The organism is Nocardioides maradonensis (genome assembly GCF_054777115.1).
Genome location: NZ_BAAHAZ010000010.1, coordinates 173,027 through 195,240, shown reverse-complemented (window position 1 = coordinate 195,240; position 22,214 = coordinate 173,027). Strand labels below are relative to the sequence as shown.

General features: G+C 71.1%; 17 protein-coding genes. 10 read left to right on the top strand and 7 right to left on the bottom strand.

Annotated features, from left to right (window positions below; all coding sequences use genetic code 11):
- Nucleotides 1-687: 687 nt before the first annotated feature.
- Nucleotides 688-1,023 carry a LysM peptidoglycan-binding domain-containing protein gene (locus ACYVAQ_RS14045; RefSeq protein WP_460790594.1) on the bottom strand — a complete coding sequence of 112 codons (336 nt, stop codon included), beginning with the start codon at nt 1,021-1,023 and terminating at the stop codon, nt 688-690.
- Between the two features lie 234 nt (nt 1,024-1,257).
- On the opposite strand from ACYVAQ_RS14045, the gene lexA reads away from it, so the two are divergent.
- From lexA to ACYVAQ_RS14030, 3 genes are all read left to right on the top strand, one after another.
- The gene (gene lexA / locus ACYVAQ_RS14040) at nt 1,258-1,980 is read left to right on the top strand and encodes a transcriptional repressor LexA (protein WP_460790592.1); all 723 of its coding nucleotides are present in this window, start codon (nt 1,258-1,260) and stop codon (nt 1,978-1,980) included.
- A 65-nt stretch (nt 1,981-2,045) separates the two neighbouring features.
- Nucleotides 2,046-3,746 (top strand): MXAN_6640 family putative metalloprotease, encoded by a 1,701-nt coding sequence (locus ACYVAQ_RS14035; RefSeq protein ID WP_460790590.1) that lies wholly within the window; start codon nt 2,046-2,048, stop codon nt 3,744-3,746.
- Nucleotides 3,747-3,831: 85 nt separating this feature from the next.
- Complete coding sequence (locus ACYVAQ_RS14030) at nt 3,832-5,496, top strand: MXAN_6640 family putative metalloprotease (protein WP_460790588.1); 1,665 nt, start codon at nt 3,832-3,834, stop codon at nt 5,494-5,496.
- On the opposite strand, the gene ACYVAQ_RS14025 is transcribed toward ACYVAQ_RS14030, so the two are convergent.
- On the bottom strand, nt 5,493-7,481 hold the full coding sequence (locus ACYVAQ_RS14025) for an ATP-dependent DNA helicase (protein WP_460790586.1): 1,989 nt from the start codon (nt 7,479-7,481) through the stop codon (nt 5,493-5,495). The two genes, ACYVAQ_RS14030 and ACYVAQ_RS14025, sit on opposite strands and share 4 nt — an antisense overlap.
- Nucleotides 7,482-7,527: 46 nt before the next feature.
- Entirely contained in the window at nt 7,528-9,033 is a 1,506-nt protein-coding gene (hflX, locus tag ACYVAQ_RS14020; RefSeq protein WP_460790583.1) for a GTPase HflX, read from the bottom strand.
- A gap of 148 nt (nt 9,034-9,181) precedes the next feature.
- On the opposite strand from hflX, the gene ACYVAQ_RS14015 reads away from it, so the two are divergent.
- Nucleotides 9,182-11,140, top strand: a complete 1,959-nt coding sequence (locus ACYVAQ_RS14015) for a S53 family peptidase (protein ID WP_460790581.1) — start codon at nt 9,182-9,184, stop codon at nt 11,138-11,140.
- Nucleotides 11,141-11,322: 182 nt separating this feature from the next.
- Here ACYVAQ_RS14015 and ACYVAQ_RS14010 read toward each other — a convergent pair whose 3' ends face one another.
- Nucleotides 11,323-12,099, bottom strand: coding sequence for an SDR family NAD(P)-dependent oxidoreductase (locus tag ACYVAQ_RS14010; protein WP_460790579.1), 777 nt, complete (start codon nt 12,097-12,099; stop codon nt 11,323-11,325).
- 58 nt (nt 12,100-12,157) lie between these two features.
- On the opposite strand from ACYVAQ_RS14010, the gene ACYVAQ_RS14005 reads away from it, so the two are divergent.
- Nucleotides 12,158-13,093, top strand: a complete 936-nt coding sequence (locus ACYVAQ_RS14005; protein ID WP_460790577.1) for a DUF4349 domain-containing protein — start codon at nt 12,158-12,160, stop codon at nt 13,091-13,093.
- A gap of 104 nt (nt 13,094-13,197) precedes the next feature.
- On the opposite strand, the gene dapF is transcribed toward ACYVAQ_RS14005, so the two are convergent.
- Both dapF and ACYVAQ_RS13995 read right to left on the bottom strand, forming a co-directional pair.
- Entirely contained in the window at nt 13,198-14,022 is an 825-nt protein-coding gene (gene dapF / locus ACYVAQ_RS14000; RefSeq protein ID WP_460790574.1) for a diaminopimelate epimerase, read from the bottom strand.
- Nucleotides 14,019-15,266 (bottom strand): PucR family transcriptional regulator, encoded by a 1,248-nt coding sequence (locus tag ACYVAQ_RS13995; protein WP_460790572.1) that lies wholly within the window; start codon nt 15,264-15,266, stop codon nt 14,019-14,021. Before ACYVAQ_RS13995 ends, dapF begins: the two co-directional genes overlap by 4 nt.
- 162 nt (nt 15,267-15,428) lie before the next feature.
- On the opposite strand from ACYVAQ_RS13995, the gene ACYVAQ_RS13990 reads away from it, so the two are divergent.
- Genes ACYVAQ_RS13990 through ACYVAQ_RS13980 form a run of 3 tightly spaced genes read left to right on the top strand, consistent with a single transcriptional unit; the run spans nt 15,429 to nt 20,132 of the window.
- Nucleotides 15,429-16,886, top strand: coding sequence for a class I adenylate-forming enzyme family protein (locus ACYVAQ_RS13990; RefSeq protein WP_460790570.1), 1,458 nt, complete (start codon nt 15,429-15,431; stop codon nt 16,884-16,886).
- 1 nt (nt 16,887) lies between these two features.
- Complete coding sequence (locus ACYVAQ_RS13985; RefSeq protein WP_460790568.1) at nt 16,888-18,726, top strand: DUF3556 domain-containing protein; 1,839 nt, start codon at nt 16,888-16,890, stop codon at nt 18,724-18,726.
- Nucleotides 18,723-20,132: a phytoene desaturase family protein gene (locus tag ACYVAQ_RS13980; RefSeq protein WP_460790566.1), complete on the top strand. Its 1,410-nt coding sequence runs from the start codon at nt 18,723-18,725 to the stop codon at nt 20,130-20,132. The genes ACYVAQ_RS13985 and ACYVAQ_RS13980 overlap by 4 nt, the downstream gene beginning before the upstream one ends.
- On the opposite strand, the gene miaA is transcribed toward ACYVAQ_RS13980, so the two are convergent.
- The gene (gene miaA, locus ACYVAQ_RS13975; protein ID WP_460790564.1) at nt 20,119-21,003 is read right to left on the bottom strand and encodes a tRNA (adenosine(37)-N6)-dimethylallyltransferase MiaA; all 885 of its coding nucleotides are present in this window, start codon (nt 21,001-21,003) and stop codon (nt 20,119-20,121) included. The genes ACYVAQ_RS13980 and miaA overlap by 14 nt on opposite strands.
- Nucleotides 21,004-21,127: 124 nt before the next feature.
- Here miaA and ACYVAQ_RS13970 point away from each other — a divergent pair, with 124 nt between their 5' ends.
- Together ACYVAQ_RS13970 and ACYVAQ_RS13965 are read left to right on the top strand one after the other, a co-directional pair.
- On the top strand, nt 21,128-21,340 hold the full coding sequence (locus ACYVAQ_RS13970) for an antitoxin (protein WP_460790562.1): 213 nt from the start codon (nt 21,128-21,130) through the stop codon (nt 21,338-21,340).
- A gap of 172 nt (nt 21,341-21,512) precedes the next feature.
- Nucleotides 21,513-22,157 carry a hypothetical protein gene (locus tag ACYVAQ_RS13965; protein WP_460790560.1) on the top strand — a complete coding sequence of 215 codons (645 nt, stop codon included), beginning with the start codon at nt 21,513-21,515 and terminating at the stop codon, nt 22,155-22,157.
- The last annotated feature ends 57 nt before the right edge of the window (nt 22,158-22,214 follow it).

Below are 22,214 nucleotides of genomic sequence, written 5' to 3'. Positions count from 1 at the left end.
GCCGCGACGATCGTAAGCAAAATGCGAGTCACGACGGCCGTCGCACGACACTCGCCACACGAAGCGCTCCACTTCGGCACACCAGCGTGACCTGAAGCGTCGTCCACCCGCCGGGATATCCACCCCTCTTCCGACCACTTCGATCGAGGACATCCGTGGGCTGGCTGAACACGCGGGCCTGCCAGATCCCGCCGCGCAGGTGGACAACCGATTTCACACGCGAGCGAGATCCGGCCACGTGATAGCCGCCGGCATAGACACCGCGCACTGTCGCAGCAACCGTCGCACAGTCCTTGCAGGAGCGGAGGTTGAGCGCTTCCCATGGAGCAGGCTTCCCCGTTCGCTCCATCGTGTCCATCGCGTGCACCCACCGCCGCAGGAACGCCTGCGGCGTCTCCACCGCGGGCGCTGTCGTGGTCGGGACGAGGGTCGGCGGGGCGCTGGAGAAGTGGGGCTGCGGGTCTCCCCCGCACCCGACCAGCAGCACCAGCAGGACAGCGAGGACGACGTGCTTCATGGACCCTCCCGAGGCGGATTGCCCTGAACGTACGCCGAACCCGACCCGCCCGACCAGCCTCACCACGCACCCTGTGGACAGCGCGAGGGGCCCGATCCGGATGCGGATCGGGCCCCTCGTCTTCCCCTACGTCCGCCGGGGTCGAGGCGACGGACGAGACTGCGTGCGCCTCAGGAGTTCGGGACGCGGATCTCCTGGCCGACGTAGACCATGCCGTCCTCGATCGGGTTGAGGTCCTCGAGGCGCTGCACCATGTCACCGGTCTGCGTGCCGGTCGCCGAGGCCGCCTCGCTCGCGATGTCCCAGAGCGTGTCGCCGGGCTGGACCGTCACCACGTGCACGTCGGGCGTGCCGGAGTGGCTGCCCGCGGCGGAGGCGGAGGCGACCACGAGGCCGACGGCGAGCACCGCCAGCAGGCTGAGCGCGAAGACGACGAGCCGGCCGCGGCGGGTGAGCCGCACCTGCGGGCGGGAGACGTACGCGGGGCTGAAGCTGATCGTGCTCATGGTGGCCTCCGGGGAAGTGGATGCTGGTCCGTGTCCGCTCACCCTGACCGAGGCCGCCGACACAACTTCTCGGCCTGGCTTCGATCAGACGTTCGATCGAACACATGGACGAGCATAGAACACGCATTCGACACAACCGCGGCATTTCGTCGCACGCGTGTTCGACGGCGTGTCGCGACACGCCGCATCGAACACCTGTTTGAGATCCACGGTGATCGGCGTTACGTTCGATCCATGACCAAGAAGGCTGTTCGCCCCGTGAGTGAGCTTCCCGACGGTCCGCCCGACGGCACGGGCCTCACCCCGCGCCAGCAGCGGATCCTGACCACGATCAAGAAGGCCATCGACAAGCGTGGCTACCCGCCGAGCATGCGCGAGATCGGCGAGGCCGTCGGCCTGACGAGCACCTCGAGCGTCGCCCACCAGCTCCGCCAGCTGGAGGCCAAGGGGTTCGTACGCCGCGACCCGCACCTCCCCCGCGCCATCGAGGTGTTCCTCCCCGAGACGCTGATGAAGCGCAAGCCGATCTCGAGCATGGCGGAGACGTCGTACGACGAGACCTCGATCAACGACGCCGCACCCGAGCCCAGCAACGTGCCGCTCGTCGGCCGCATCGCCGCCGGTGGCCCGATCCTCGCCGAGGAGCGGGTCGAGGACGTGTTCCCGCTGCCCCGCCAGCTCGTCGGCGACGGCCAGCTCTTCCTGCTGGAGGTCAGCGGTGAGTCGATGATCGACGCCGCCATCTGCAACGGCGACTACGTCGTCATCCGGCAGCAGGCCACCGCCGAGAACGGCGAGATCGTCGCCGCCATGATCGACGGCGAGGCCACGGTGAAGACCTTCCAGCGCAAGGACGGCAAGGTCTGGCTGCTGCCGCACAACCCGGCCTTCGACCCGATCGACGGCACCCACGCCACGATCCTGGGCAAGGTCACCGCGGTGCTCCGCAAGGTCTGACGAAGGCCCCAATCTTTACTCCGCGCCGGGTCCGGGCGGAGGTGTGCATCCCCTAGATTCAGCAGGTGATCCGCACCTCCGGCCGGGCGCGCGTCCTTTCCCTCGTCCTCGCCGCGACGCTCGCCGGCCTCGGTGCCACCGGCGTCGGCGAGTCGGCGCACGCCACGCCCATCGCCGCCGGCCACGCGCGGCCGAGGATGACCCACGCGCAGGCAACCGACGCCCTCTCCCGCGCCGACCTGCTGTTCCACGGCACCCGGGTCCCGTCGCGTCAGGCGCAGCAGCACGAGGACGCCACCATGCTGCTGCGCGACCTGCGGGCGGCGTACCCGACGCTCTCCCCCGCCGAGCGCCGGCAGGCCGACCGGATCCTCGCCCGGCCGGGCCCCTCCGACCACGACCCGGACTTCCCGGTCGTCTACACCGGCACCCAGCACGAGGAGTGCAGCGCCACCCTCCCGCTCTGCGTGCACTACGACCTGGCCTCCGGCGATCCGGGCGGCCACAACGACACCACCAACGGCGTCGACCCCGCGGACGCGGACACGAACACCACGCCCGACTACGTCGACTCGGTGCTCGCCACGATGGAGCACGTCTGGACGACGTACGCCGCGGCCGGCTACCGGATGCCGCTCGGCGACCTGTCGAGCCCCGACAACGGCGGCGACGCCAGGACCGACATCTACCTCGGCGAGCTCTCCCGGTACAGCCTCTACGGCTTCTGCACGAGCGACGACCCCGCCCTGAACACCGAGTTCGCCGGATCGGCGTACTGCGTGCTCGACAACAACTACGCCCATGCGGAGTACCCGTTCCACACGCCGCTGGAGAACCTCGAGGTGACCGCGGCGCACGAGTTCTTCCACGCGGTGCAGTTCAGCTACAACTTCTTCCAGGACCACTGGATCATGGAGGCCACCGCCACCTGGGCGGAGGACGAGCTCTACACCGACATCAACGACAACGTGCAGTACCTGGCGATGAGCCCGATCACCCGGCCCGATCTGCCCCTCGACTACGGCACGGAACGCAGGACCGTGACCGGCCTGCACTGGTACGGCACGTGGATCTTCTTCCGGTTCCTCACCGAGCGGCTGGTCACCGAGCAGAGCGGTGGTCTCCCGCTCCTGATGCTGCAGATCTGGCGCAAGCTCGACGCCAACACGGACGCCAACCCGAACGCCCCGGGTTACGTGTCGATCTACGGGTTGAAGAAGGCGCTCGCCTCGCACGGGATCAGCCTGACGACCGCGGTCAGCAGGTTCGACCTCGCGGCCCGCCACCCGACGGCATACTTCAGCGAGGCGCGGGCGAACCACTACCCGACCGCCCCGGTGGGGGCCTCGGCCCACGTGGGTCCCGGGTCCAAGGACGTCGTCACCCGCTTCACGCTCAAGCACCTCAGCTACCGCGTGCTGCGGCTCAGCCCGAAGCCCGGGATGAGCCGCGCCTGGCACCTCCGCGTGCACCTGGACCTGCCGCCCACGGGCCGCGGCGGGGCCGCGACGCTCTGGATCACGAGGAAGGACGGCGGCACGTCCTCGCGCCTGATCACGCTCTCCCCGAAGGGCGACGCGACGCTCAGCCTCCACTTCGGATCGGCCGAGGTCGCGAGCGTCGAGATCGAGGTCGTCAATGCCTCGGGACGGTTCACCAGCTGTTTCCCACCGACGCTCTCCACCGTCTTCTACAGCTGCTACGCGCCCCGCGGCCAGGACGACGGCACCCCGGACGTCGTGCGGGCCACGGCGTACCAGGCCTGAGACCGCGACTTCGGGCGGCCACCCGATGACCACGTATGGTCGTCGGGTACGTGTCGTGTCCGGTCACTCGAAAGTCGAAGGTTCCATGCGTCGCAGCAGCAGGACAGTTCTCGGGCTTCTCCTCGCCATCACGCTCGCCGGCTCGCTGGCCCTGGTCTCCCCAGGAGCACAGGCCGCACCGACCCAGAGCCACGCGACGGATCCCAGTCCACAGGCCCTGCTGCACCGCGCCGAGCACGCGCTGGACCGGGTGCAGAAGATCTTCACCGCGACCACCACGGCGGTCCGCGGCGACGCCACCATCGCGCTGCGCAACCTGGCCGAGACCAAGGCGGCGCTGCCGCCGAGCCAGCGTCGTGAGGCCGAGCGCTTCTTCGCCCGTCCGACCGCGAGCGGCTCGAGCTGCCCCGGCGACTACGCCTGCTACCGGTCGAGCGCGACCCGCTACGAGCTGTGCAACTCGCGCATCTGCGTGCACTACGTCAAGCAGGGTTCAGGTCCGCGGCGCGACAACACCAACGGCGTGGACCCCGAGGACAACGGCGCGTCGGGCCGCTGGCCGGGCAAGGCGCACAACGGCGTACCGGACATGGTGGAGTTCACTCTCAAGCAGCTGACCCACATCGACAGCGTCTACCGCAATGCCGGCTACCGCTCGACCCGCGGCGACGGTCACCTGGGCGGCGACTCGCGGCGCGACATCTACCTGGGCAACATCGGCTCCAAGGGCCTCTACGGCTACTGCACCTCCGACGACCCGAAGCTGGCGTTCGACGCCTCCGGGACGAACCACCCCGCCGTCTCGGCGTACTGCGTGCTCGACAACAACTACAGCCGCAGCGAGTTCCCGTACCACACGCCGCAGCAGAACATGGAGGTCACGGCGGCGCACGAGTACTTCCACGCCGTGCAGTTCGCCTACGACTTCGACGAGGACTCCTGGATGATGGAGGCCACGGCGACCTGGGCCGAGGACGAGCTCTACACGAAGATCAACGACAACCGGGGCTACCTGCCGTACGGCCCGATGGGCAAGCCGTCGGTCAGCCTGGACGCGTACTCCAACGCCAGCGGCAACAACGCCTACCTGCACCAGTACGGCACCTGGATCTTCTTCCGGTGGCTGACCGAGCGCTACCCCACCAAGCAGGGCATCCTGCCGACGCTGGTACGCCGGGTCTGGCAGCTGTCGGTCGGCAAGAGCGGCTACTCGGTCGCGGCGATCAAGAAGACGCTGCTCGAGCGCGGCACCAGCCTCGACAAGGAGCTCGGCCGGTTCGTGGTGGCCAACCGGCGGCCGGGCGCCTGGTACCACGAGGGCAACGCCTACATCGGGTCGAAGCTGGCGGGCTCCAGCACCCTCGCGCCCGGCAGCCTGCTGGGCGGCTCCAGCAAGCACTGGGCGCCGAGCCTCCCGCACCTCAGCGCCGCCACGTGGCGCTTCCTGCCGGGCGACGGGGCGACCCACCTCGCTCTCACCGTCGGCGGGAACACCGGCTCCGACGTCGAGGCGGCGATCGTGGTGCACACCAAGGACGGCAAGTACTCCCGTGACGTCGTCCCGGCCGGCCCCACGGCGCGCTCGGTGGCCTTCGACCCGGCGACCGTCGCGTGGGTCGAGGTGTCGCTGATCAACGCCGGCACCCGCTACACGTGCTGGAACCGGACCACCGGCTTCTGGATGTACACCTGCCAGGGCACCTCGCAGGACGACAACCCGGCGGCCACCCTGGACGCGGTCTCGAGCTAGCGCGCAGCGGCGGCGAGGCGGGCGAGCGCCTGCCTCGCCACCGTCGGGTCGGTCGTCGACCACATCGGCGGCAGGCTGGCCTTGAGGAACCCGCCGTACCGCGCCGTCGCCAGCCGTGGATCCAGTACGGCGACCACGCCGCGGTCGGTGTGGGTGCGGATCAACCGACCCGCGCCCTGGGCCAGCAGCAGTGCCGAGTGCGTCGCGGCGACCTGCATGAAGCCGTTGCCACCCGCCTTGTCGGCGGCCTTCTGCCGCGCGCTCATCAGCGGGTCGTCGGGCCTCGGGAACGGGATCCGGTCGATGATCACCAGCTGGCAGGTGTCTCCGGGGACGTCGAGGCCCTGCCACAGCCCGAGGGTGCCGAACAGGCAGGTGTGCGGGTCCTCGACGAACTGCCGGGCCAGCTCGGGCAGCTGCGCGTCGCCCTGCGCCAGCGTGGTCAGGTGCGGCAGCTTGGTGCGGACGTGCTCGGCGGCGGCCTCGGCGGCCCGCCGGCTCGAGAACAGGCCGAGGGTGCGGCCGTCGGCCTTGTCGATCAGGTCCACGATCTCGTCGAGCTGGGAGGCTCCGAGCCCGTCCCGGCCGGGCGGCGGCAGGTGCTTGGCGACGTACAGGATGCCCTGCTTGGGGTAGTCGAAGGGGCTGCCGACGTCGAGGCCGACCCACGGTTCGACGCCTTCCTTGCGAGCGGCGGGGGCGGCGGAGGCCTCCACCCGCTCGGACGGTTTGAGGCCCACCGACGTGGCGATGGTGGTGAAGTCGCCGCCGAGCATCAGCGTGGCCGAGGTGAGGATCGCGGTCTTCTCGGCGAGCAGCTTGTCGCGCAGCTGGCCCCACACCTGCAGGGGCGCGATGCAGAGCCGGGGCGGGATCCGGTCGGTGCCCTCGGCGAGCCACAGCACGTCTGCCTCGGACGCGGCGGCCATGCGCTCGGTGATGCCGAAGACATCCTGCACGCCGGCCTTCGCCTGGGCCAGCCCGGCGTCGGGATCGCTGCCCGCCTCGGCACGCGGGAAGGCCGAGATGCAGGCGCGCGCGGCGTCGCGGACCAGCGCCAGCGCATCGGCGAGCTCCTCGGGCAGGGTCTCGATACGGCCCGCGTCGGTCTCGCCCAGGGCCGCGCGCAGCGTGTCGGCGGCGTCGGACAGGTCGTGGGCGGCCTCGCCCTCGACGTGCTTGACGGCGCGCTTCGCGGCCCGGTCCACCTCGGCCGCCCACAGCTCCGCGGTGGACGCCTGGGTCACCCGGGCGACGAGCTCGTGCGCCTCGTCGACGATGACGGCGTCGTACTCCGGGAGCATGGGGATGCCCTCGATGGCGTCGATCGCGAGCAACGAGTGGTTGGTGACGACGAGGTGCGACTTCTGCGCCTTCTCCTTCGCACGCTCCGCGAAGCACTCCTCGCCGAACGGGCAGCGGGTCGCGCCGAGGCACTCACGGGCGGACACGCTGACCTGGCGCCACTCCTTGTCGGTGTGGCGCGGGGCGTTGTCGCGCTCGCCGCTGGCCCCGGACTCGGACTCGCCCTCGGCCCACTCACGGAGCTCCATGACCTTCTTGCCCAGGGCGCCCAGCGCGGCCTCGGCCTGGATCAGCTCGCCCTGGTCGTCGGGTGCGCCCTCGCGGACGCGGTGCAGGCAGGCGTAGTTGGACCGGCCCTTGAGCACCGCGAAGCTGGCGTCGACCCCGGGCATCGTGCCGACCGCCTCGACCAGCCGGGGCAGGTCACGCTCGACGAGCTGGTGCTGCAGCGCGAGCGTCGCGGTGGCCACGACCACCCGGTCGTCGTGGAGCAGGCTGGGCACCAGGTAGCCCAGCGACTTTCCGGTGCCGGTGCCGGCCTGGACGAGGAGGTGCTGGTGGCCCTTCAGCGCCGTGCCGACCGCCTCCGCCATCGCCGCCTGGCCCTCGCGCGGCTGACCGCCGAGCGCCTCCACCGCGGCCGCGAGCACCGAACGGACGGGACTCTCGGGATCAGGCACCCGAGAACAATAGGTGACGGGTCCGACGGTTCGGCGGGGGCTCGTCTCAGACGGCGTACGCCGCCAACTCGCCCGCGAGCGCCTCCGACGCGAGCCCGGTGACCCGGGTGCCGTCGGCGGTGTGCTCGAGGGTCTCGATCTCGCCGTCGCGGTGGATGCGGTCGATCAGGTCGCCGCGCGCGTAGGGCACCAGCGCCTCGAACGCGACCCCGGGCCGGGGCAGGTCCGCCTCGACAGCGGCGATCGCGGCCTCGATGCCCTCGCCGGTCTTCGCGGAGACGGCGACGGAGTGCGGCTCGGTGCGCAGCAGCCGCTGCACCACCAGCGGGTCCGCGGCGTCGATCTTGTTGATGACCACGAGCTCGGGGACCTCGGCGGCGCCGATCTCGGAGAGCACCTCGCGCACGGCGGACAGCTGGCCCTCGGGGTCGGGGTGCGCGCCATCGACCACGTGCACGATCAGATCCGCGTCGGCGACCTCCTCGAGCGTGGATCGGAACGCCTCGACCAGCTGGTGCGGGAGGTGCCGCACGAAGCCGACGGTGTCGGACATCGTGTAGATCCGCCCGTCCTGCGTGGTGGTACGCCGGGTGGTGGGGTCCAGGGTGGCGAACAGCGCGTCCTCGACCAGTACGCCGGCACCGGTCAGCCGGTTGAGCAGCGAGGACTTCCCCGCGTTGGTGTAGCCCGCGATCGCGACGCTCGGGATCTGGTTGCGCCGCCGCTCCTGACGTTTCGTGTCGCGGGTGCCCTTCATCTCCTTGAGCTCGCGACGCAGCTTGGCGATCTTGTCGTTGATCCGGCGCCGGTCGGTCTCGATCTTGGTCTCACCGGGACCACGACCACCGATGCCGCCGCCGTCGGCGCCGACCCGACCACCGGCCTGGCGGGACAGGTTGCCACCCCACCCACGCAGCCGCTGCTTCATGTACTGCAGCTGCGCCAGCTCGACCTGCGCCTGGCCCTCCTTGGACTTCGCGTGCTGCGCGAAGATGTCGAGGATCAGCGCGGTCCGGTCGACGACCTTGACCTTGACCCGGTCCTCCAGGTTGCGCAGCTGGGAGGGCGCGAGCTCGCCGTCGCAGATGACGGTGTCCGCGCCGCTGGCCTGGACGATCTCCCGCAGGCCCTCCACCTTGCCGCGACCGATGTACGTCGCCGGGTCGGGCGTCTGGCGGCGCTGGTAGATCGCGTCGAGGACCTCCGAGCCGGCGGTCTCGGCGAGCAGCGCGAGCTCGGCCATGGCGTTCTCGTGGTCGGCCACGGTGCCCTCGGTCCAGACACCGACCAGGACGACCCGCTCCAGCCGGAGCTGGCGGTACTCGACCTCGGTGATGTCCTCGAGCTCGGTGCGCAGGCCGGCGACGCGGCGCAGCTCGTGCCGCTCCGCGAGGTCCATCGCACCCGTGGTGGGGTCGGCGGTGTCGGGAGTCGGGTCGTCGGCGTACCCCGACTCGAAGTCGTCGGGCTCGTCGGTCTCGTCGAGTCCCTCCCACCCTTCGGTGGCGGCGAGCTCGGAGTCGAGGGAGAAGTCATCTGCGCGGTTCGTCATGAGCATCACCAGCCTAACCGTCGAGGGGCCGGAAGACTTCCCGTATTTCTTTCCGGTCACAGCCCTGTCCACCGGCCGAGACCGGAGGTAGGTTCCCAAACCAGGCCCATCTCGGGCCCTCCCGTCGGTTTCTCGGAAAGGAACTCGCATGGCACGCGCTCGTACCCGAGCAGTCGCCGCGGCCACCTCGGTGGCTGCAGCCTGCGCGATCGCCGGCGTCGCCGGACTCCCCGGTCGCGCTGACGCCGCACCCCGGCACACCCTCGCCGGAAGCGTCCCGTCCTGGGCGAACAACGCCCACAAGGTGTCCGCCACACCGGGAAGCCAGTCGGTGACCTTCCGGGTCTACCTGCCCTGGCAGCACGCCGACCAGGCCGCCGCCCTCGCCACGGCGGTCTCCACGCCGGGCAACGCGCAGTACGGCAAGTTCCTGACCCCGGCGCAGTTCCGGGCGAAGTTCAGCCCGTCGACCGCCACCGTGAACCAGGTGGAGACCTGGCTCAAGGCACAGGGGTTCACGCTGAGCGCCCTCCCCGCGAACCGCAAGTACGTCGAGGCGACCGGCACCGCCGCCCAGGCGGCCACGACCTTCAGCACCTCGTTCGCCGAGTACAAGGTCGACGGTCGGACCGTCCGCAGCAACGCCACCCCGCTGTCTGTCCCGGCCGCCGCGGGTGACGTCGAGGGCGTCGTGGGGCTCGACGAGTCGCAGATGCTCGTCCACGCCAACCAGATCACCCCGGCGCCCGACGTCTTCGTCAACGGCAAGCCGTGCTCGGCGTACTGGGGGCAGGCGACGGTGGCCGGCACGCCCACCAACGACGGGACCGCCCTGCCGAGCGACCCGGGGAACTTCTCGCCGTGCGGCTACTCCGGTGTGCAGCTGCAGGGCGCCTACGGCATGAAGAACGCGATCGACCGCGGCAACGACGGCCGTGGCGTGAAGATCGGCATCATCGACGCGTTCGCGTCGCCGTACATCGCCAGCGACGTCGAGACCTACTCGGCCAAGCACGGGCTGCCCTCGATCAAGGGCCACTTCACCCAGATCATCACGAACGGCTCGCAGAACAAGCCGCAGAACCGGAAGATGGACCCGGCCGGCTGGGCCGGCGAGGAGACCCTCGACGTCGAGGCCGTGCACACCATGGCCCCCGGTGCGGACATCGTCTACATCGGTGCCAACAACAACGGCCGCGACATGGACGCGCTGATGAACCGCGTCGTCGACAAGCACCTCGCCGACATCGTGTCGAACTCCTACGGGTACGGCGGCGAGGCGCTGCCGATGGGCACCATCAAGCCGTCCCTGGACACCCAGATCCAGGCCGCGGCCGAGGGCATCTCGCTGCTGTTCTCCAGCGGTGACGACGGCGACGAGACCGGTGGCGACCCGACCGTCGCGCCGACGCCGGACTGGCCGGCCTCGAGCCCGTATGTGACCGCCGTCGGCGGCACCTCGATGGGCATCGACGCGAACAACAACCGTCTCTTCGAGACCGGGTGGGAGACCGCGAAGAGCACGCTCAACGCCAACGGCACCTGGAACGCGCCGTTCTACCTGTACGGATCGGGTGGCGGCACCTCGCGGCTGTTCGCGCAGCCGTCGTACCAGGCCGGCGTCGTACCGTCCGACATCTCGCAGACCTACGGCGGCGCGCCGATGCGCTCGGTGCCGGACGTCTCCGCGCTCGGCGACCCGACCACCGGCATGCTCGTCGGTGAGACCCAGCGGTTCCCCGACGGCTCGCAGAAGTACAGCGAGTACCGCATCGGCGGCACCTCGCTGGCCTCCCCGCTGTACGCCGGCATGCTGGCCCTGGCCGCCCAGAAGGCCGGGCACGCGTTCGGCCTGGCCAACCCGAGCCTGTACGCCGCCGCCGCGCACTCCTACGACGTGACCGGTGCCTCGGACGCCACCGAGACCGGTGCGGTCCGCGCGGACTACGTGAACGGCCTGGACGCCACCGACGGCTACGTCTACAGCGCCCGCTGGTTCGACCGGGGCGACATGCTCACCATCCACACCCGGACCGGCTACGACGACGTCACCGGCGTCGGGTCGCCCGACGGGCAGGCGTGGCTGGACGCGGTCGCGGGTCAGTAGCACCCAGCAACGCAGAAGGGCTCCGCACCGAGTGGTGCGGAGCCCTTCTGCGTTGGTTTCGATCTTGTTGGTTTCGATACGCCCTCGCTCGTTCCTCGCTCGGGCTACTCAACCAACGACAGGTCGTTGGTTGAGTAGCCGACGAGCCGCTAGGCGAGGAGGCGTATCGAAACCAACGACAGTCACTTCGGGGGCATCCGGATGCCGCCGTCGACGCGGATGACCTCGCCGTTCATGTAGGAGTTGGTGAGGCACTCGACGACCATCGAGGCCAGCTCCGCGCCGGTGCCGAGGCGCTTGGGGAAGAGGACGTTCTGGCCGAGGTTGGCCTTGAACGCCTCGGCCGCCTCGCCCTCGCCGTAGATCGGGGTGTCGATCAGGCCCGGGGCGACGGTGTTGAGCCGGATGCCGGCCGCGGACAGGTCGCGCGCGACCGGGAGGGTCATGCCGACGACGCCGCCCTTGGAGGCCGAGTACGACGCCTGGCCGATCTGGCCGTCGAACGCCGCCACGCTGGCGAGGTTGACGATGGCACCGCGGCAGCCGTCCTCGTCGGGCTCGTTCTGGCTCATCACGGTCGCGGCCTGGCGGACCATGTCGAAGGTGCCGATCAGGTTGATCGCGATGACCTTGGTGAAGGCCTCGAGCGAGTGGGCCGACTCGAGCTGACCGTCGCGGCCGATGGTGCGCTGGGCCCAGCCGATGCCGGCCGAGTTGACGACCGCGCGGAGCGGGGCGATCTCGGCGGCAGCCTTGACCGCGGCGCCGATCTGCTCGGTGTTGGTGACGTCGACCTGGGCGAAGACGCCCTTGATCTCGGCGGCCAGGGCTTCGCCCTTGTCGGCCTGCAGGTCCGCGACCACGACGGTCGCGCCCTTGGCGGCGAGCGCGCGGGCGGCGGCCGCGCCGATGCCCGAGGCGCCGCCGGTGACGATGGCAGAGGATCCGGTGAGTTCCATGCAGCGGACTCTAGGGGAACCTCTTCCGCCCGTGTTGCGTCACTCCCTCATGAAGCTGATGACGCGATCGAGGATGACGGTGGGGGCCGCCGCGGTCGCCGGCCTGCTCGCGCTGGGGGCATGCGGCGCCCACGCCACGAAGGCGAACGAGTCCGCGGGCTCGGCCGCGGCCGCGCCGAGGCCGGTCCTCGACAAGGCGGTGGCGGGCGCGCCGGCGTACACCGCGCGGGGCTCCGCGCACGGCGAGCTCGACGGCATCGCCCAGGTGGCACGCAGGGCGCCCGTGGACCCGACCCTCGGCCGGCGGTCCCTCATCCACACCGGCGACGTGCAGCTGCGCAGCCGCGACGTGGCCGCGGCGGCTGCCGGCGTGCGACGCACGGCCACGCAGTACGGCGGGCGCGTCGACGACGAGCAGACCCAGGCCGACGCGGGGAGGATCGGCAGCGACACGTTGACCGTCCGCGTGCCGAGCGGGAGGTTCGACGCGGCGTTCAACGCGATCAAGGGTCTCGGCACGCTGCAGTCGGCCAGCAGCTCGACCCAGGACGTGACGACCCAGGTGATCGACGTGGGCGTGCGGGTGCGGGCCCAGAAGGCCAGCCTGCAGCGCATCGAGCAGCTGATGAGCCGGGCCCGCACCCTCGGTCAGGTCATCGCTCTGGAGAGCCAGCTGACGCAGCGCCAGGCATCGCTCAACGCGCTCGAGCAGAAGCAGGCCTACCTCAAGGACCAGACGACGATGTCGACGATCACCGTCACCGTGGACCGGGTCCGCACGCACGGCGCGACCGCCAAGCACGCGAAGCACCGGACCGGCTTCGTGGGCGGGCTGCACCGCGGCTGGCACGCGCTGGTGGTCTCGGCGACCGCGGTCGCGGCGGGGATCGGCGCGGTGCTGCCGTTCGGCATCCCGCTGCTGGTGATCGGGCTGCCGCTGTGGCTGGCGCTGCGGCGTCGGCGCCGGGCTCCGGCCGCCCCGACCGCTCCCTAGCCGGCAGCGCGGCGGGAGCCGGATCGGCCGCCTCCTCACGCATTGTCTTCAGCGGATCTGTGCCTTGAGGCCGAGCCGGCGGAGCCGCGCTCGGCCCAACTCAGCTAGAGGTCGGTGGTGCCGCTGGCCACGATGACGGCGGGGCCGGTCATCTCGATCCGGTCGTCGGCGGTCCAGGTGATGGTGAGGGTGCCGCCGGGCAGGTCGACCCGGTAGGGGGTGTCGCGTCGACCGCCGGGCTCGTCCTGGAGGGCCGCGGCGACCATCACCGCGCAGGCGCCGGTGCCGCACGACTGGGTCTCCCCGGAGCCACGCTCGTGGACCCGCATGGCGACGTGGTCGGGGCCGCGGCGTACGACGAACTCGACGTTGACGCCGTGCGGGTAGACCGCGGCGTCGTACGCCGGCTGGGTGAGCAGGTCGCCCGCGTCGTCGAGCGTCTCGACGAACGCGACCGCGTGCGGGTTGCCCATGTCGACGTGGCGGGCGGGCCAGGTGTGGCCGGCGACCGAGACCTCGGTGTCCTCGAGGACCTTCGGGGTGCCCATGTCGACGGTGATCTGGTCACCGTCGAAGGTGAGCACCTTGATGCCGTCGCGGGTGGCGACCGCGAGCGGCCGGGAACCATCCGCGAGGCCGGCCTCGACCAGGTAGCGGCCGAAGACGCGTACGCCGTTGCCGCACATCTCGGCGATGGACCCGTCGGCGTTGCGGTAGTCCATGAACCACTCGGCGGCGGGGTTCTGGGTCTCGACAGGATCGACCACCTTGAGCGCGCGGAGCACGCCGTCCCCGCCGATCCCGCCCCGGCGGTCGCAGAGCTCGCGCACCCGCTCCACGGCGAGGTCGCCGTGGACGGTGCCGTCCGGGTCGGGCAGCAGCACGAAGTCGTTGTGCGTGCCGTGGCCCTTGAGGAAGGGGTAGCTCACGCACCCAGGATAGGGAGTACGGCGGAGCCCAACCACTTGCAGGCGATCAGCCCGAGCTCGAGGTCGAGGCGGTCCTCGGCCAGCGGCCGCCCGCGCGTCTCGAGGGCCTTCTCGACCCGGTAGCGGACCGTGTTCTTGTGCAGGTGCAGCCGGGCCGCAGTGGTCACGTAGCTCTCCCGCTCCTCGAGGAAGGCCAGCAGCGTCTCGCGCATCCGCTCGGCGGCCTCGGAGTCCTCGGCCAGGTCACCCAGCGCGGCATGCACCATCCGGCGGGTGGCGGGCAGGTCGCGGGCGAGGAGGGCGGCAGCGCGGATCGTCGGATCGGCGTACGAGAAGGCGGTGGCGGTGCTGGTCCCGAGCTGGGCGACGGACTGCGCGGCGACGGCGCCCTCGTGCGTCGCACGGAAGCCCTCCTCCCCCGCCGCCGGTACGCCGAGGGCGACGCGGACGGAGGCCTCCGACTCGGCCACGGCCGCCTCGACGGCCGCCGGGTCGACCTGCGCCGAACGGCCGAGCGGGACCCACGCCCACGCCGACTCGCGGTCCCGCGGCACGAAGAGCGGCTGGCCCGCGTCGGCGAGGCGGCGCGCGAGCCCGGCGGCCAGCCGTTCGGCGTCCGCCAGACCGGCATCGGCGCCGTCGGTCCACAGCACCAGCCCGAGGTGGTGCTGGCGCAGCCGGTGCCCCAGTCCGGCCTCGGCCACCGCCAGGTCGACCTTGTCCCCGCGGAGCAGGGCGTCGACGAGCTCGCGCTGCACCGCGGAGCGGTTCGCGAGCCAGCGCTCGCGCTCCTCCTGGTACGCCGCCACGACGCCCTCGGACACCGCGTCGACGTAGTCGAAGGACACCGCCGTCAGCAGCTGGACGGTGCGGTAGGCCAGGTCCGGGTCGGCCGCCCGCTGCGCGATCTCGTCGCTGGCCCAGGCGAGCACGAGCTGCTGGCCGAGCCGGTAGGCACGCAGGAGCGCGCTGGGCGGCGTACCCCGCTGGGCGAGGCGACGGGCGTACTCCACGGCGGCGGACGGAGCACGGATCTCGCTGATCGGCACGTGCCCGCGCAGCAGGTGCGCGAGGGTCTCCAGGTTGGAGCTCGAGCTGCCCTCGAGCAGGTTCATCAGCGCCGGGTCACGCGGCAGCTCGGCGATCCGCTGCTCGAAGGCGTCCACCATGGCGCGGGTCAGCTCTCCGCTGCGCTCGGAGATCAGCACGGCGATCGCGTGCAGCTCCTCGTCCGGGTTCGACATCCGCCGGCCTCCTCGTCCTCGTTGGCGCCCGGAGCCAAGTCGGTGGGCGCCCAGGTCCAGGTTGGCACGAACCTCGGCCCCTCTCTTGTATCGCAGGACCAAGAAGTACGACGACGCCCGGACCTACCGTCGGACCACAGATCCGACCCGCAGGAGCCGCAGATGACCCTCACCCACCTCCCCTGGCACCGGCCGGCGACGTATGACGACCGCCCCTGTGTCCGCGACGAGCAGACCGAGCTGACCTACCGCGAGCTCGACCGGCGGGTCGATGCCGTGGCCGAGCAGCTCGCCGCCCGCGGCGTGGCCCGCGGCTCGGTGGTGGCGATCAAGCTGCCGAACCGGGTCGAGCTGCTGGTGGCGATCCTGGCCGCGTGGCGGCTCGGTGCCGCGGCCACCCCGATCAACCCGACCTTCACCGCGAACGAGGCGGGGCACCAGGTCGGCGACTCCGGCGCGGTCGTGGTCGTCACCGAGGATCCCACCGCCCGGTACGGCGCCGCCACGACGCTCGCGGTCGACGACCTCGCGACGACGCCCGCCGGCACGCTGCCACCGGTCACCACGGAGGCCGGCGACCTGGCTCTGCTCGTCTACACGAGCGGCTCGACCGGGCGCCCCAAGGGCGTCATGCTCGACCACGCCAACGTCGCCGCGATGATCGCCAGCATGGGCGAGGCGATCGCCGTGACGAGCGAGGACCACTGCCTGCTGGTGCTGCCGCTGTTCCACGTGAACGCGATCTGCGTCAGCTGGCTGACCCCGATGTCGGTGGGGGCGCAGCTGTCGGTGCTCCAGCGGTTCCACCCGGTCGAGTTCCTGACCTGGGTGGAGAAGCTGCGTCCGACGTACTTCTCCGCGGTGCCGACGATCTACAGCCACCTGGTGGCGCTGCCCGAGCAGATCACGACCGACACCAGCTCGGTGCGGTTCGCGATCTGCGGCGCCGCTCCTGCTCCGCCGGAGCTGTTCGCGGCCGTCGAGCGCCGCTTCGGCTTCCCGCTCGTGGAGGGCTACGGGCTGTCCGAGGGCACCTGCGCCTCGACCTGCAACCCGGTCGAGGGCGTCCGCAAGCCCGGCACCGTGGGGGTCGCGCTGCCCGGGCAGACCGTGGCGACGATGGCGCCGGACGGCACCCTCGTCGGCCCCGGCGAGCGCGGCGAGGTCGTCATCAAGGGCGGCAACGTGATGCGCGGCTACCTGAACCGCCCCGGGGCCACCGCCGAGGCGCTCGGCGACGGCTGGCTGCACACCGGCGACGTCGGCATCCTCGACGAGGACGGCTACCTGCGGATCGTCGACCGGATCAAGGACATGATCATCCGGGGTGGGGAGAACCTCTACCCCAAGGAGATCGAGAACGTCCTGTACGACGACCCAGCGGTCCTCGAGGCCAGCGTCGTCGGCGGCCCGGACCCGCTGTACGGCGAGGTCGTGGTCGCGTTCGTGGCGCCGGTCCCCGACGGGGAGATCGACGTCGAGGCCCTCATCGCGCGCTGCCGCGAGAACCTGACCAAGATCAAGGTCCCCGTGGCGATCCACGTGCTGGAGGCGCTGCCCAAGAACCCCGTCGGAAAGATCGACAAGCCCGCGCTGCGCGCACGTCTGGCAGGAGAGTGACATGGGATTCATCAAGCCGGCTCCCGAGCCGATGGCCGCGGCGGAGGTCCTCGCCCTGCCGCTGCAGGAACGCATCAGGGTGATGACCACCAACTGGGTCACCCTCGGCTTCAACACCCCGCGGATGCTGCACGTGGTCTACATCCTGAAGATGCTCGGCCTGTACTTCGCGGTCGGGCTGTGGATCACCTCGATGACCACGACCGGCGTCCACGTCGGCGAGCCCAGCACCTGGTTCGACCACATCGTCGTCTACCAGAAGCTCGCGGTCTGGCTGATGCTGCTCGAGGTGATCGGCCTCGGCGGCGCCTTCGGGCCGCTGTGCGGCCACTTCGTGCCGATGCTCGGCAACATCCGCTACTGGATCCGCCCCGGCACCATCCGGATGGCGCCCTGGGGCCGGCACGTGCCCGGCACCGGCGGTGACGAGCGGACCGTGCTCGACGTGGTGCTCTTCGTCGGGGTGCTCGCCAGCCTGGTCTACCCCTTGGCGATCCACGCGGCGCCGGTGCATGGCGCGCTGCTCGGTGGCGTCGCCGCGCAGGAGCTGGTGCCGGCGTACGCCTTCATCCCGATCCTCGTGACCATGCCGCTGATGGGGCTGCGCGACAAGGTGATCTTCCTGGCCGGCCGCTCCGAGCAGTACCTGCCGATCATGCTGTTCTCCGCCACCTTCGGCGCGCTCGCGCTGCGCGACTCGGCGACGGGTGCCGACTTCGTGAACCTCGTCGTCGTCTTCAAGATCATCATCGTCGTGGTCTGGGTGGGCGCCGGTGTCTCCAAGCTGGGCGAGCACTTCATCAACGTCGTCCCGCCGATGGTGTCGAACTCCCCCGGACAGCTGAACCTGGTCAAGCGGCTGCACTACCGGGCGGCTCCCGACGACCTCCGGCCGAGCCGGCTGGCGTGGTTCATGGCGCACGTCGGCGGCACGACCGTCGAGGTGATCATCCCGTTGGTGCTGCTGTTCACGACGAGCAACACCGTCGCGGCGCTGGGTGCCGTCGGCCTGCTGATCTTCCACATCTTCATCACCTCCACCTTCCCGCTGGCCGTGCCGCTGGAGTGGAACGTCTACTTCGGCTACATCGCGATCGTGCTGTGGGGCGGCTTCGGGCAGGGCTTCGACGCCTCGGTCTACAACATCTGGCAGTTCTCGCACCCGCTGCTGCTGGTGCCGGTCTTCGCGCTGCTGCTGTTCGGCCCGATCCTCGGCAACCTGCGCCCCGACCTCGTGTCCTTCCTCCCCTCGATGCGGCAGTACGCCGGCAACTGGGCGTCGGCCGTGTGGGCCATGAAGCCCGGCATCGAGGAGCGGCTCAACGAGCTCCCGCTGGTGGAGAACCAGGTCGACCAGCTGCAGCGGATGGCGCCGATGCCGTACCCGGCCGACGAGGCCGAGCTGACCATTCAGAAGGCGATCGCGTGGCGCTCGATGCACAGCCAGGGCCGCGGCCTGCTGTCGGTGCTCCTCGCCCGGCTCGACGACATCGAGACCCGGTCGGTCCGCGAGGGCGAGTTCGTCTGCAACACCATCGTGGGCTGGAACTTCGGCGACGGGCACCTGCACGACGAGCGGCTCGTGGCGGCCGTCCAGAAGCGGCTGGGGCTGGAGCCGGGTGACCTCGTGGTGGCCTACTGCGAGTCGCAGGCGACACCCTGGCGGACGTCGCGGCCGCAGCACTACCGCATCATCGACGCGGCGCTGGGCGTGGTCGAACGGGGTACCTGGGACGTGCGCGACTGCGTCAAGGAGCAGCCGTGGCTGCCGAACGGCCCGATCCCGCTGCAGGTGCTGTGGACGGCCACGGGCGAGTCCCGGAAGGATGTCGTGGCATGACCACCGCCGTCGTCGTGGGCAGCGGCCCGAACGGGCTGTCCGCTGCGATCCGGCTCGCCCAGGCCGGCGTCTCCGTCACCGTGCTGGAGGCGTCGGACCGCCCGGGCGGCGGGACCCGTACGTCGGAGTCCACGCTGCCGGGGCTGCTCCACGACGACTGCGCCGCCTTCCACCCCACCGGGGTCGCCTCGCCCTTCTTCGCCTCGCTGGGGCTGGAGAGGCACGGGCTGCGCTGGCTGTACCCGGACGTCGACCTGGCGCACCCGCTGGACGACGGGCGGGCCGGGATCGCGACCCGCTCGCTGGCGGAGTCGGCGCGGTCGCTCGGGGTCGACGAGAAGCGGTGGCTGCGGCTGTTCGGGGCGGCAGTGCGGAACTTCCCCGACCTGATCGAGGAGGTGTTCCAGCCGGTCGTGCACGTGCCGCGGCACCCGATCACCCTCGGACGGTTCGGAGTGAAGGCCCTGCTACCGGCGCCGGTGCTGGCCCGGGGGTTCCGTGACGATCCGGCGGCAGCACTGTTCACCGGGGTCGCGGCGCACAAGTTCGGGTCGTTGGGTGGGCCGCTGACGTCCTCGGTCGGGCTGATGCTGACGGCGGCTGCGCACGCGGTCGGGTGGCCGGTCGCCGAGGGCGGCAGCGCGTCGATCACCGACGCGTTGCTGGCGGAGCTGGCGGCGTACGGCGGAAAGGTGGAGACGGGGGTCCGGGTCGGGTCGCTGGCCGAGCTCGGCTCTCCGGACGTGGTCATGCTCGACACGGCTCCGGCCGGGGTGCTGTCGATCGTCGGCTCGGCGTTGCCCGCGGGGGTGCGGAGAGCCTTGGGCCGGTACCGGTACGGGCCGGCGGCGTACAAGGTGGACTTCGCGATCGAGGGCGACGTGCCCTGGACCAATGCGGACTGCCGGCGCGCGGGGACCTTGCACCTGGGCGGGACGGCCGCCGAGATGGTGGCCGTGGAGGCAGCGACGTCGCGCGGGAAGATGCCGGAGCGGCCGTTCGTGTTGTTCGGTCAGCAATACCTCGTGGACCCGTCGCGGTCGCGGGACGGGATCAACCCGATCTACGCCTACGCGCACGTGCCGCACGGCTACACGGGTGATGCGACCGAGGCGGTCATCGCGCAGGTCGAGCGGTTCGCGCCGGGCTTCCGGGACCGGATCGTCGCCACGACGGTGCGGGGGCCGGCCGCGATGGAGGCGTACAACGCCAACTACGTCGGCGGCGACATCGGGGCGGGGGCGAACGACGCGATGCAGATCGCGTTCCGGCCGCGGCCCGCTGTGAACCCCTACTCGCTGGGCGTGTCCGGGGTCTACCTCTGCTCGGCCGCCACGCCGCCCGGCGCCGGGGTGCACGGCATGGGCGGGTTCTGGGCGGCGGAGACGGCGCTCAAGCGCCTGTGATCGCGGCGAGGGCCTTCACCACGCGGTCGGGGTCGTCGTAGGCGACCCAGTGGATGCGGGGGTCGTTGCGCCACCAGGCCAGCTGACGGCGGGCGAACCTGCGGGTCGCGGCGGCCGTCTGCTGCTGGGCCTCGTCCCTCGTCAGCTCACCTCGGAGGTGGGCGATCACCTGGCGGTAGCCGATCGCCATGGACGCCGTGCGGCCCTCGGCGAGCCCCTCGGTGAGCAGGTGCTCGACCTCGGCGACGAGTCCGTCGTCGAACATCTTCTGCACGCGTGCGTCGATGCGCCGGTCGAGGGTCTCCCGGTCGATGTGCACGCCGATCTGGACGGTGTGCGGATCGGCGTACTCCTGGACCGGGAGGCGGGCGCTGAACGGCTGGCCGGTGAGCTCGATGACCTCGAGGGCGCGGACGATCCGGCGGCCGTTCTCGGGCTCGATGCGGTCGGCGGCGACGGGGTCCTGGGTGCGGAGGCGGGCGAAGAGCGGAGCCGCTCCGTGGTCGGCGAGCTCCTGCTCGAGGCGCGCGCGGACCTCGGGATCGGTGCCGGGGAAGTCGAAGCGGTCGAGGATCGCGCGGGTGTAGAGCGCGGACCCGCCGACGAGGACCGGTGTGGTGCCGCGGGCGCGCAGCTCGGTGATGAGGGTGCGGGCCCATCCCTGGAACTCGGCGACGGACGCGGGCTGGTCGACGGTCAGGGTGTCGAGCAGGTGGTGGGGTACGCCGCCCCGCTCGGCCGGGGCGGGTTTCGCCGTACCGATGTCCATGCCGCGGTAGAGCGCCATCGCGTCGGTGTTGATGATCTCGGCGCCCAGGTGCCGGGCGAGGTCGACGGACAGGCTGGTCTTGCCGCTCGCTGTCGGTCCCACGATCGCGACGATCGGAATACTTACCGAACCTTCAGACTCGGGCCTACCGTGCAAATCGGACACACGGTTAGTGTGACAAGCAGTGCGGGCACACCGGGGGCCCGCCCAACTGAAAGGACAGCCGATGAGCTTCCTGGACGACGCGAAGAACGCTGCCGAGGGGCTGGTCTCGGACCACCCCGACCAGGCCGAGCAGCTGCTCAACAAGGCCGAGGGCCTGATCGACCAGCAGACCGGCGGCAAGTTCAGCGACCAGATCGCAGCCGGCGGCGACAAGCTCGGCGAAGCGCTCGGTCTGCAGGAGAACCAGGGAGACCAGGCCGCCCCCAACGCCTGACCTCCGGGGCGCACCGCCCCACGGTGGGCCGCTGCCGTCGACGACCGATGCGTCGTCGCGGCGGCGGCCTTCGTCGTTCTCGAGCCTCGCGGTGGCGTCGCCTCGCGGATGCCCTGTGGAGAAGGTGCTCTCAACGGACCGCGCTGTCGGAGGGGCGTGCTGGGCTGGCGGCATGGACGATTTCCTCAGGCCGTTCTCGGGGTCGCTGGACGACCAGGTGACGGATGCGGCGGTGCGGCTGCTGGCGGGGGCGGGAGTGAGCCGCTTCTCGATGGGCACCATCGCGGCGGGCATCAGCATGACTCGGCAGGGACTCACCCACCGCCTCAAGCTGGAGATCGATGAGCAGCGAAGCCAGAGTCCGCCCCCGATCTACTTGCACGAGATGATCGTGGCCCGGTTCGGCCAGCGCTTCCGGGCGTGGGCGTCGAGTGACTTCTTCCGGTCCGCCGAAGGGCTTCCTCCGCGACTCGCGGTGCCATCGACGCCCGATCAGCGGAACGCCGTGCGGATCTGGCTCGGACTCCGCGAATTGGCTCGCAGCGACTGGGAGGACGGTGAGCCCGGCACCGCGGACGAGGTCGCCGCGTCGGACACCGAGCTGCGCCGGCTCCTCCGCGGCGCGATCCAGCTCTGGACCGGCAGGCCGTTCAGCTCAACGGCCACGTCGAGGCTGTTGGCGCTGGCAGACGGGATCCAGCTCGCGACCGTGTCACCGATCGCACCGATGTCGGGCGCCATCGCCCGCACCATCCTCGACCGCGAAATTGCTGAACTCGTCGGAGGGCGGCCTTTCTGGGCGGACCCCGCGGCGTGATGCGACTCGACTGCGGTCCCCGTGCTCCGCCACTTGCTTGCCGGCAGGTAAGTGCTT

Bases quoted from the DNA above. Each gene is read 5' to 3' on its own strand.
- ACYVAQ_RS14045 (WP_460790594.1), bottom strand. From the start codon at position 1,023: ATGAGCACGATCAGCTTCAGCCCCGCGTACGTCTCCCGCCCGCAGGTG.
- lexA (WP_460790592.1), top strand. From the start codon at position 1,258: ATGACCAAGAAGGCTGTTCGCCCCGTGAGTGAGCTTCCCGACGGTCCG.
- ACYVAQ_RS14030 (WP_460790588.1), top strand. From the start codon at position 3,832: ATGCGTCGCAGCAGCAGGACAGTTCTCGGGCTTCTCCTCGCCATCACG.
- hflX (WP_460790583.1), bottom strand. From the start codon at position 9,033: ATGACGAACCGCGCAGATGACTTCTCCCTCGACTCCGAGCTCGCCGCC.
- ACYVAQ_RS14015 (WP_460790581.1), top strand. From the start codon at position 9,182: ATGGCACGCGCTCGTACCCGAGCAGTCGCCGCGGCCACCTCGGTGGCT.
- ACYVAQ_RS14010 (WP_460790579.1), bottom strand. From the start codon at position 12,099: ATGGAACTCACCGGATCCTCTGCCATCGTCACCGGCGGCGCCTCGGGC.
- ACYVAQ_RS14005 (WP_460790577.1), top strand. From the start codon at position 12,158: ATGACGCGATCGAGGATGACGGTGGGGGCCGCCGCGGTCGCCGGCCTG.
- ACYVAQ_RS13995 (WP_460790572.1), bottom strand. From the start codon at position 15,266: ATGTCGAACCCGGACGAGGAGCTGCACGCGATCGCCGTGCTGATCTCC.
- ACYVAQ_RS13990 (WP_460790570.1), top strand. From the start codon at position 15,429: ATGACCCTCACCCACCTCCCCTGGCACCGGCCGGCGACGTATGACGAC.
- ACYVAQ_RS13985 (WP_460790568.1), top strand. From the start codon at position 16,888: ATGGGATTCATCAAGCCGGCTCCCGAGCCGATGGCCGCGGCGGAGGTC.
- ACYVAQ_RS13980 (WP_460790566.1), top strand. From the start codon at position 18,723: ATGACCACCGCCGTCGTCGTGGGCAGCGGCCCGAACGGGCTGTCCGCT.
- ACYVAQ_RS13970 (WP_460790562.1), top strand. From the start codon at position 21,128: ATGAGCTTCCTGGACGACGCGAAGAACGCTGCCGAGGGGCTGGTCTCG.
- ACYVAQ_RS13965 (WP_460790560.1), top strand. From the start codon at position 21,513: ATGGACGATTTCCTCAGGCCGTTCTCGGGGTCGCTGGACGACCAGGTG.